Here is a 9,668-nt window from a genome sequence, read left to right on the forward strand (position 1 = left end):
CCAACGGCGGCGGCCCCTGTCACCTCGCGCCGGCCACGGACCCGTTTCCGCGGCGTCCGGCCGGACCGTCCACCGCCGCGGGCCCCGCGGCGCCGCTAGAGCAGGCCGTCGCGCTTGACCGCCAGGTAACGCTCGACGAGGGCCGCGGGCAACTGTTCGCAGGTGACGTCCAGGACCATCACGCCGTGGTTGCGCAGGGCCTCGTGGGCGGCGTCGCGTTGCTGCAGGTAGCGGGCAGTGGCGCCCGCGTGCACGGCGCCGGGCAGGTCCTCGACCGGCGCGGCGAGGGCGCGGTCGAGTGCGATCTCGCGCAGGCTGGCCACGCAGACGAGGTGCCGCTTCTTCAGCAGCGAGACCGCGGCGAGCACGTCATCCATGTCCTCGTCGCGCAGGTTGGTCACCAGCATCACCAGGGAACGGCGCCGCTGTCGTACCGACAGCTCGGTGGCCGCGGCCAGGAAATCGGTCGCCACCGGAGAGGGCTGCAATGCGTAGCTGCCGCGCAGCAGGCCCTCGATGGCGCCCGCGCCCCGCCGTGGCGGTACCCAGGCGCCGTCGCCGCCGGCAGCGAGCAGGCCGACTGCGTCGCCCTGCCGCAGGGCCAGGTAGGCCACCACCAGGGCAGCGTCGAGGACGTGGTCGAAATGGGCCAGGCCGCGACCGTCGTCCAGCGCGTCGCGCGCCAGCAGGCGGCGGCCGGTGTCGAGCAGCAGCACCAGCTGCTGGTTGCGCTCGTCCTGGTACTCGCGCGAAATCAGCTTGCGTGCGCGCGCCGTGGCCTTCCAGTCGATCTGGCGCAGGCTGTCGCCGATCCGGTACTCGCGCATCTGGTGGAAGTCGGTGCCCTCGCCACGGCGGCGCTTGAGGTGGGCGCCGACCAGGCGGGAGGCCTGCTCGGCCGAGAACATCGCGAACTTCGCCAACGGCGCGAAGTTCGGGAATACGCGCACTGCCTGCGGCGCGCCGGCCACTTGCAGGCGGGTCCACAAGCGCCACGGCGAATGCTGCCGCACGTGCGCACCCTCGAACAGGAAGTCGCCGCGCGCATTCGCGGTCAGGCGGTATTCCAGCGCGCTGGATTCGCCGGGGCGCAGCGCCAGGCGGCGGGGCAGTCCGGCCATGCGCCAGCCGACCGGGTGCAGGTCGAACACATCCACGGTCTGCGCCGCCGCGGCTTCCAGGGACAGGACGACGGCGCGCTCGACGCCGATCGGCCAGGTGTCGGGGATCGTGCGCCGTACCGCCGGCAAGGGCCGGCGCCAAAGCCGCGCCAGGTCGAGCAGGAGGACCGCCAGGAACACGCCGCCGGCCCCCCACCAGGCGCTGGCCGGCAACGCGCCGGCGCTGGCGGCCAGGCCGCACAGCGCCCATGCGACCAGCCCGCCCAGCAGGGCTGGGGCAGGACGCGGCAGCCGTCGCGACGGTGTGGCGGGCAGGGGCGGGCTCATGGCGTGGCCGGCGTCACTGGCGCGGGGCCTCGACCTTGGCCAGCAGGGCCTTGAGCACGTCGTCGGGCGACTGGCCCTCGATCTGCAGTTCCGGCGCCAGCGCGATGCGGTGGCGCAGCGCGGGCAGGGCGATCTCGCGGACGTCGTCCGGGGTCACGAAGTCGCGTCCCGACAGCACCGCCTGCGCGCGGGCCGCACGCACCAGGGCCAGGCTGCCACGCGGGCCGGCGCCCATCGCGATGCCCGCCCAGTCGCGGGTCGCGGCCACGATCCGCACGGCATAGTCGATCACCGCCTCGTCGACGGTCACCAGCGCGGTGCCGGCCTGCATCGCCACGATGTCCTCCGGCCCGGCCGCGCGCTGGACGCGCGCCAGGTCGAAGGCGGCGGCGTTGCGCCCCTGGCTGACGGTACCGACCATGCGGATCTCGTCGGCGCGGCTGGGATAGCCGATCAGCACCTTGAGCAGGAAGCGGTCCAGCTGCGCTTCGGGCAAGGGGTAGGTGCCTTCCTGCTCGACCGGGTTCTGCGTGGCCAGGGTCAGGAAGGGCGGCGGCAGCGGGAAGCTGCGTCCTTCGATGGTCACCTGCAGTTCGGCCATCGCCTCGAGCAGGGCCGACTGGGTCTTGGCCGGCGCGCGGTTGATCTCGTCGGCCAGCAGCAGGTGGGTGAAGATCGGCCCGCGGCGGATGTTGAAGGTCTCGCTCTTGGGGTTCCAGACCGCGTGGCCGCTGATGTCGCTGGGCATCAGGTCGGGCGTGAACTGCACGCGTGCATGGCCGCAGTCGAGCGCTTGCGACAGCGCGCGCACCAGCAGCGTCTTGCCCAGCCCGGGCACGCCCTCGATCAGCACATGGCCGCCGGCAAGCAGGGCGATCAGGATCTGGTCCAGCACCTCGGCCTGGCCGATGAAGGCCTTGCCTACTTCCTCGCGGATCGCGGCGGCGCGTTCGCTGAGCGCGGCGCCGGTCAGCGGCGCGGGCGCGGGCGCGGCCGGGGTGGCCATCGCGGGCGCGGGACCTCCGGTCGGCGTGTCGGGAGGCAGGGGATGGTCGGCAGGATTCATAGCTGGTTCCTCAGGCGGATCAGGGTGGCGATCCGGGCGCGGAAGGCCGCGGGGTCGCGGGCGGGGGGCGTCGACAGGGCGTCGCGCACGTCGTTGGGGGTCATGCCGAAGCGCTCGGCGATCAGCACCGCCTGCGCATCGCCCTCGAGCGCGGCGGCCTGCGGGTCGCGGCGGCGCAGGCGGGCCATGAACGCGGCGCGCACGGCCTCGTGCAGCACATGGCCGTAGCCGTAGCGCCACGCCAGGTCGCCACTGGCGCGCACGTGCTCGAGCAGGGAGCGACGCTCGCCGGGCGGCGAGGGCAGCAGCGGGCCGAAGCGCGGCATGCGCGCCCACAGCCAGGCGAACAGGGCCAGCAGCAGCGGCAGCCAGGCCATCCAGCTGTGCAGGAACAGCCAACGCCACAGCGACGGCATCTCCGCCGCGTAGAGCAGGTGCGCGGTGCCGGCGCGGTCGTTGGGGGCGAACAACTGGCGGGTCAACGCAACGTGGGGGGCGTCGCGCAGCTTTTCATTGGTCAGGAAGTCGAGTTCGGCGACCACGTCCACGCTGCCGCGGCCATGCGGCAGGCGGGCGTAGACATAGCGGCCGACGTCGTTCGCCGCCGCAAGGGCTTCGCGGCGCGCGCGCACCGTGGCCGTCACCGGGTCTTCCTCGTCCCCCCCGTCGTACCTCCCGGCCTTGGCGATGGTCTTGCCGCGTTTCGCCGGTGCGCCTGTTTCGCCCTCGTCGGCCTGTCCGTCGCCCGGCCCGTCGACCGGATAGGCGTCCACCGCCGCGGATGCCGGGTCCGGCACGCCGCCGGCATCGACCGGGTGGCCGTTCAGGGCGTCCGGCTCCCACGCCACGGGGGGGCGGGTCGACAGGTCGAAGGCACGACCGCTGCAGAACTCCACGTGCGAGTCTTCGCCTTCGACGATCAGCGGTGTGCACCCGGCCGAGCGGCCCAGGCTCACGCCGACGGCCTCCAGCAGCGGCGCGTTGGCCTCCACGGTCAGCCCCTCCGGCGGAGGCGTGCGCACGATCAGGTGCCCGCCGCCTTCGACGAAGTCCAGAAGCGCCCGGCTGTCGGCTGCGGAGAGGCGGCGCGGGTCGTTGAGCAGGAGCACGGTGTCGCGCCCGCCGGGCGCGACCTCGCCGCCGTCCAGGCGCTGGCGCATGTCGACCGTCCAGCCGGCCTCGCGCAGCGACAGGCCGAGCACGTAGAGCGGGTTGTAGGTGTATTCGCCGAACGGCGGCAGGTCGACCTCCTCCTCGACCTGCTCGTGCGTCGTGAACCACCACGTGCCCAGGGCGATGGCCAGCGGCAGGCCGATCGCCAGCCCGAGCGCGATGCCGCGGTTACGCGGGCTCATGCCGGCACCTGCGTGGACGGCGCCGCCCCCGGGCGCCAGTGGAAACGATCGGCCAGCAGGGCCAGTTGCGCCTCGAATGCCTCTTCGGACGGCAGGCGGCCGGCATAGGCGGCGTATTGCCATTGCCGCACCATCGCCTCGAAAGCCTCGCGGTCGGCCGGCTCGCGCATGCGGCGCGACGCGCGCAGCACCGCCGCCTCGGTCGCGCCTGGGACCAGCACCACGTCGGCGCGCGCGCTCATCGCCGCGACGCTCGCGCGGTACAGCAGCGCCAGCGCGTCGCGCGGGTGGCCGGCCTGCCAGAGCCGGCGCACGGCGGCGGGAATGTCGTCGGGCAGAGGCGCGGGCGTTGGGGTCGGGGTGTGCTCGATCTCACTGTCCTCGCGCACGGGGCGACGCATGCCGCGGCGCAGCCACGGCAGCCAGCGCCGGGCGGTGACGAGCAGCACGACCACCAGCATGCCCAGCAGGAACCACAGCCCGTATTCGCCGACCAGGGCGATGGCCTTTCCGATCGCCTCGCCGAATCGCGCCAGCGTGCTCATGTCCCGGGGCTTCTTCTCTTCGTCCTCGTCGTCCTTGATCGGCTTCCACGTGGTGACCGTGCGCTTGGGCGAGACCGTCGGATCCTCGTAAGCGCGCGCCACCGCCTCGCGCAGCGGGGCATCGTCGGCGACCTCGCCGAACACCGCGGGCAGGGTCGCCGGGCCGCCGGTCACGTCCTCGCCCGCCTCGTCCGCGTCCGCTTCTCCGGCGTCCTGTACGACAGGGCCGTCGCCTGCGCCGGTGTCCTGGCCCCATGCCGGTGCGAGCGCGGCCGGACCGAGCAGGGCGAGGGCCAGCAGCAGCGGCGCGCCGGCCCGGGCCAGGCGCGCGGCCAGGCGGCGCAGCACGATCTCGATGTCCCAGGCCTCAACCTCGGTGCGCCGGTTGAGATAGAGCCCGAAACCGGCGCCGACGTAGAACGGCTGGATGAGCGTGACCGCCAGCCAGTAGACCGCGTTCGTGGTCAGGTCCAGCCAGGTCGGCGGTGCCTGCATCGCCTCCCACAGGCCCTGCGCGGTGCGGGCCAGGTACTCGGGCGGTACGAACAGCAGCGCCAGCGAGATCGTGCCCAGGTACACGGCGAGCTCGAAATGCACGCACAGCAGCGTGGTGAGCGAGGCGACGCCATAGCTCGGCCCGACGAGGATGCGCCGGCGTGCCCGCGCTTCGGCGCCCTGGCCGCCCTCGAGCAGGTCGACGGGCAGGTTCATCGAACGCACCGGGCTGAGTCGGCGCCAGGTGAGGTAGGGCAGCAGCCAGCGCAGGCCCCAGGTGAACTGTGCCCGCAGGGTGTCGGCGGCGCGGGGGACGGTACCGAACACCGCGCGCGACAACACGTACAGCGGGATGCGGTCGAAGGCCGGCTTGAGCCACCACATCGTCAGCGGCGCCAGCCACATCATGCCCACGCCCCAGGCCAGGGCGTTGACGGCGGTGAACACCACCACGCTCGCCAGCAGCCAGGGAACCCAGATCGCCGTGGCATGGCGGCGGGCCAGGGCGGTGCCCAGTTCCACCGCCTCCCAGGCGGTGCGCGGACGCAGGGCGACGGTCAGCGACTCCAGGTTCATGCGCCGGTGCCCAGGTCGTCTTCCGCACCGAGCGGCCCCAGGTGGCGGCCGCCGAGCAGCAGCCAGCCCAGCACGCCGGCCCACAGGGCGGCGCCGACGGCGTACTTGATCCACGCCGGCATCCAGCTGATCGAGGACCAGAACGCCTCGACGAAGGCCGCGAACAGGAGCATCGCGAAGATGCCCACGCACAGCCGCGCGCCGCGCATGCCGCCCTCGACGAGGGCGTCGATGCGCCGCCGCCTGCCGGGCGCGACCAGCCCCAGGCCCAGCCGCAGGCCGGCCCCGCCGGCGATCACGATCGCGGTCAGCTCGGGGGCCGAGTGGCCGGCGACGAAACGCCAGAACGGGTCACCGTGGCCCACCGCCTGCAGGTGCCCGGCGACCCCGCCGATGGTGATGCCGTTGAACACCAGCACCAGCACCGAGCCGATGCCGGCGAGCAGGCCGCTGGCGAAGGTACGGAAGCCGATGCTGATGTTGTTCCAGATGTAGTGGCCGAACATCATCAGGTTGGTTTCGCTGTCGCGGCCCAGCGCGCGCTCCGGGTCGGCGGGGTCGTACATGTGCTCGAACTGGGCCAGCTGCTGCGGTTCGAACAGCGACGCGGCGATCTCGGGCCGCAGCTGGATGGCGATGAAGATCGTCGCCAGCGGCAGCGCGAACAGCAGCAGCGAGGCCAGCATGCAACCGCGCTCGGCGCGCACCAGGCGCGGGAAACCGGCCACCAGGAACTCCAGCGCGGACTGCCAGCGCGGGGGCGGCGTCTGGTACAGCACGCCATGCCCGCGCAGGACGATGTCCTCGAGCCGCTGGGTGAGTACCGCGCTGTAGCCACGGCGACGGGCGAGGGCGAGGTGCTGGCACAGGCGCCGGTACCTGGCCGGCATTTCGTGATCGCGCAGGCCCTCCCAGCCGCGGCGCTCCCGGCGTGCCTTGCGGGCCACGCTGCGTGCGTCGAGCCAGTCCTCGAGCGCCTGCCACTCGGCCTCGTGGCGCTGGACGAAGCGTTCCTGCTTCATCGGCCCAGCAAGCCGTTGGCGATCGCTTGCAGGCGATCGATGGCAACGGGTCCGCGCGCGCCGAGCCAGGGCGAGGCCAGTTCGGCCAGTTCCACCTGACGCTCCATGCTCAGGCGTGGTGCGCGCTCGGCATAGGCGATCAGGGCGGCCTGTTCATGCGGCAGCAGCGGCACCGGCGGGGGCATCGCGGCCTGAGGCGCGACGGCGCGGGGCGCGGGCGCGCGCGGCGTGTGCACGACCAGGGTGCCGGCCACCATGTCGCCGAGGCGGCGGCCCCAGGGGTCGGCGAAACCGGCGAGCAGGCCGATGGTGTAGCCGAAGGGCAGCATGTCGACCACGCGCAGCAGGTTGCGCGCGATGGCCGCGAGCCAGCCGACCGGTGCGCCGTTGCCGGCGACCACGCGCAGGCCGAGCAGGCGCTTGCCCGGGGTCAGGCCGTTCCAAAGGGCCTCGAACGCGATCGGGTAGATCCAGAAGATCACGAACAGCGCGATCGCCAGCGGGCCCATGCCGGCCTTGCCGAGCAGGGTGACCACCACGCTGACGACGAAGAACGCCGCGCAGCGGATCGCGAAGTCGACCAGCCAGGCCAGCGCGCGCGGCATCGGGCCTGCCGCGGGCAGGCGCAGTGCCACGCCCTCGGGCGTGACGACGTCGCGACAGGTGTCGAGCACCGGTGTCCCCGGCATCCCGGCCCCCGTCGTTCCAATCTCAGCGCGCTTCCCTGCCATGTGTCCCCGTGGTCGTTCCCTTCACCCATCCCCCCGTGCCGCGGCGCCAGGCCGCGGCGATGTCCTCAGGTGCCGGTGACGCCGAGGTACCGATCCTTCAACCGGACGTAGTGCTGCGCACTGTACTGCAGCTGTTCGATTTCGCGTGGCCCCAGTTTTCGCACGAAGCGCGCCGGATTGCCAAGCCACAGTTCGGCTTCGCCGACGGTCTTCCCCGGCGGGATCACCGCGCCGGCGCCGACGAAGCCGTAGGGCTCGACGGTCGCGCCATCGAGCACGCACGCGCCCATGCCGACCAGGGCGAACTCGCCGATCGTGCAGGCATGGATGATCGCGCCGTGGCCGACGGTGACGTCGTTGGCGATCACCGTTGGCAGGCCACCCGGGCGGGTGAACGGCCCCTCGTGGGTGACGTGGACGATGGTGCCGTCCTGGATGTTGCTGCGCGCGCCGATGTGGATGGTGTTGACGTCGCCACGGACCACGCAGCCGGGCCAGATGGAGACATCGTCCTCCAGTTCGACCTGTCCGATCACGGTCGCGGCGGGGTCGACGTACACGCGCTCGCCGAGGCTGGGAAACGTATCGAGGTAGGGGCGCAGGGTCATGCGCCGATTCTAGCCGCTGGGCGGCGGCGCCGCGCGGCTTCATCGTCCGCGAATGGCGGCTTGTCTAGACTGCCGGCATGGACATCGCCGCCGACACCACGCCCGAACAATTGAACGCGACCCATCGTGCCCTGCGCGTGGCGTGGCAGGCGCACAGGCCCGCGCTGTCGCAACGGCGCGACGACCTCGTCCGCCTGCGCGACGCGTTCCGTGCACGGATCGATGCGATGGACGCGGCGATCCGCGCCGACTTCGGCCACCGCTCCGAGCACGAGAACCGGATATCCGAAGCCATGGTCACGCTGTCGGCGATCGACGACGCGCTGGCCCACCTGCGCGCGTGGTCGCGACCGCGGCGCGTGGGCACCGGCTGGCGCTTCTGGCCGGCCCGCGCCCAGGTGCGCCCGGTGCCGCTGGGCGTGGTGGGGATCCTGTCGCCGTGGAACTATCCGGTGAACCTCGCCCTGATGCCGCTGGTGTCGGCGATCGCCGCCGGCAACCACGTCTATCTCAAGCCCTCCGAGCACACGCCGCGCACCAGCGCCTGGCTGCGCGAGCTGCTGGCCGACGTGTTCCCCGCCGATCGCGTCGCCGTCGCCCTGGGCGGTCCCGCCGTTGGCGAGGCGTTCGCCGCGCTGCCCTTCGACCACCTGCTGTTCACCGGTTCGACCGCGGTCGGCCGCAAGGTCATGGCGGCCGCGGCGCCGAACCTGACCCCGGTGACGCTTGAGCTGGGCGGCAAGGCGCCCGCGCTGGTCTGCGCGGACTACCCGGTCGAGAAGGCGGCCGCGCGCATCGCCACCGGCAAGTGGTTCAACGCCGGGCAGACCTGCATCGGCGTCGACTACGTGCTCATCGATGCGGCGCGCCAGGAGGCTTTCGTCGCGGCCCTGGTCGGCGAGCTGCGGGCGCGCTACGGGGCGCTGGCCTCGCCGCGCGACTACACGCGGATCATCAACGCCCGGCAGTACGAGCGCCTGGACGGCCTCGTCGCGGACGCGCGCGCGCGCGGGCTGGCGGTGGTCGAACCTTTCGGCGCCGCCTCGCCCGACGCCGAAGCCGGCCTGTTCCCGCCGACGCTGGTGCTGGCGCCCGGCGACGATGCGGCGGTGATGCAGGAGGAGATCTTCGGGCCGATCCTGCCGGTGCTGCCGTACGGGACGCTGGACGAGGCGATCGCCCGCGCCAATGTCTTCGGGCGCCCGCTCGCGCTGTATCCGTTCAGCCATGACCGGGCGAGCGTCGAGCGGATCCTCTCGGAGGTGCCGGCCGGCGGCGTCACCGTCAACGACACCCTGCTGCATTTCGGCGTGCACGGGCTGCCCTTCGGCGGCGTCGGGCCCAGCGGCATGGGCATGCTCCATGGGCGCCATGGCTTCGACACCTTCAGCAAGCTGCTGCCGGTCTTCCACCAGTCCCGCCTCGCCGCCAGCGACCTGCTCAGGCCGCCGTACACGGGCTGGGTCGACCGCATGATCCGCTGGCTGGCGAGGTAGCGCCCAGCGACGGCGACCGTAGCCGGTGCGCCCGAGCTCAGGGTTGATGCGCGGGGCAAATGCCCGGACCGTCGAACGCCAGCGTGAGTGGGCCGACGCTCGCCCAGCTCGACGAACCGGCCTTGAGGCGCTGCGTCCCGGGCCGGGTCGACAGGCGCGCCCGGATGCCATCCACCCCCGTGGCGAGCATCGCCTCGGTGCCCCCGTCGAGCGCCAATTGCTGGGCAAGCTCACGAAGCGCACCCGGGTCGAGCGCGTTGGCCGCCGCCGTCGCTCGCGCCGCCGCCGCTTGGGCCGGCCCTGTCTCGCGGACGGCGTGCAGGCGC

The 9,668-nt window shown here is 72.9% G+C and carries 9 protein-coding genes; 1 reads left to right on the forward strand and 8 read right to left on the reverse strand.

The features are described 5' to 3' along the window. Positions 1-95: 95 nt before the first annotated feature. From FKV25_RS08595 to FKV25_RS08625, 7 genes are all read right to left on the reverse strand, one after another. On the reverse strand, positions 96-1,448 hold the full coding sequence (locus tag FKV25_RS08595; RefSeq protein ID WP_141518383.1) for a DUF58 domain-containing protein: 1,353 nt from the start codon (positions 1,446-1,448) through the stop codon (positions 96-98). Between the two features lie 13 nt (positions 1,449-1,461). Beyond that, complete coding sequence (locus FKV25_RS08600) at positions 1,462-2,454, reverse strand: AAA family ATPase (RefSeq protein ID WP_141518390.1); 993 nt, start codon at positions 2,452-2,454, stop codon at positions 1,462-1,464. Between the two features lie 56 nt (positions 2,455-2,510). After that, the gene (locus FKV25_RS08605; RefSeq protein ID WP_170218594.1) at positions 2,511-3,869 is read right to left on the reverse strand and encodes a DUF4350 domain-containing protein; all 1,359 of its coding nucleotides are present in this window, start codon (positions 3,867-3,869) and stop codon (positions 2,511-2,513) included. After that, the gene (locus FKV25_RS08610; RefSeq protein ID WP_141518385.1) at positions 3,866-5,485 is read right to left on the reverse strand and encodes a DUF4129 domain-containing protein; all 1,620 of its coding nucleotides are present in this window, start codon (positions 5,483-5,485) and stop codon (positions 3,866-3,868) included. Before FKV25_RS08610 ends, FKV25_RS08605 begins: the two co-directional genes overlap by 4 nt. After that, on the reverse strand, positions 5,482-6,507 hold the full coding sequence (locus FKV25_RS08615; protein WP_141518386.1) for a stage II sporulation protein M: 1,026 nt from the start codon (positions 6,505-6,507) through the stop codon (positions 5,482-5,484). The genes FKV25_RS08610 and FKV25_RS08615 overlap by 4 nt, the downstream gene beginning before the upstream one ends. Beyond that, positions 6,504-7,196, reverse strand: a complete 693-nt coding sequence (locus tag FKV25_RS08620) for an RDD family protein (protein WP_141518387.1) — start codon at positions 7,194-7,196, stop codon at positions 6,504-6,506. Before FKV25_RS08620 ends, FKV25_RS08615 begins: the two co-directional genes overlap by 4 nt. Before the next feature lie 107 nt (positions 7,197-7,303). Continuing rightward, entirely contained in the window at positions 7,304-7,846 is a 543-nt protein-coding gene (locus FKV25_RS08625) for a gamma carbonic anhydrase family protein (protein ID WP_141518388.1), read from the reverse strand. A 77-nt stretch (positions 7,847-7,923) separates the two neighbouring features. Here FKV25_RS08625 and FKV25_RS08630 point away from each other — a divergent pair, with 77 nt between their 5' ends. Then, positions 7,924-9,342 (forward strand): coniferyl aldehyde dehydrogenase, encoded by a 1,419-nt coding sequence (locus tag FKV25_RS08630; protein WP_141518389.1) that lies wholly within the window; start codon positions 7,924-7,926, stop codon positions 9,340-9,342. 37 nt (positions 9,343-9,379) lie between these two features. Here the strand turns inward: FKV25_RS08630 and FKV25_RS16235 are convergent. Next, positions 9,380-9,668, reverse strand: a 289-nt coding sequence (locus tag FKV25_RS16235; protein WP_211345404.1) for a hypothetical protein, incomplete at its 5' end; no start/stop codon positions are given.

Source organism: Marilutibacter aestuarii (assembly GCF_006546775.1).
Taxonomy (GTDB): Bacteria; Pseudomonadota; Gammaproteobacteria; order Xanthomonadales; family Xanthomonadaceae; genus Marilutibacter; species Marilutibacter aestuarii.

Bases quoted from the DNA above. Each gene is read 5' to 3' on its own strand.
- FKV25_RS08620 (WP_141518387.1), bottom strand. From the start codon at position 7,196: ATGCCGGGGACACCGGTGCTCGACACCTGTCGCGACGTCGTCACGCCC.
- FKV25_RS08600 (WP_141518390.1), bottom strand. From the start codon at position 2,454: ATGGCCACCCCGGCCGCGCCCGCGCCCGCGCCGCTGACCGGCGCCGCG.
- FKV25_RS08625 (WP_141518388.1), bottom strand. From the start codon at position 7,846: ATGACCCTGCGCCCCTACCTCGATACGTTTCCCAGCCTCGGCGAGCGC.
- FKV25_RS08610 (WP_141518385.1), bottom strand. From the start codon at position 5,485: ATGAACCTGGAGTCGCTGACCGTCGCCCTGCGTCCGCGCACCGCCTGG.
- FKV25_RS08615 (WP_141518386.1), bottom strand. From the start codon at position 6,507: ATGAAGCAGGAACGCTTCGTCCAGCGCCACGAGGCCGAGTGGCAGGCG.
- FKV25_RS08605 (WP_170218594.1), bottom strand. From the start codon at position 3,869: ATGAGCCCGCGTAACCGCGGCATCGCGCTCGGGCTGGCGATCGGCCTG.
- FKV25_RS08630 (WP_141518389.1), top strand. From the start codon at position 7,924: ATGGACATCGCCGCCGACACCACGCCCGAACAATTGAACGCGACCCAT.
- FKV25_RS08595 (WP_141518383.1), bottom strand. From the start codon at position 1,448: ATGAGCCCGCCCCTGCCCGCCACACCGTCGCGACGGCTGCCGCGTCCT.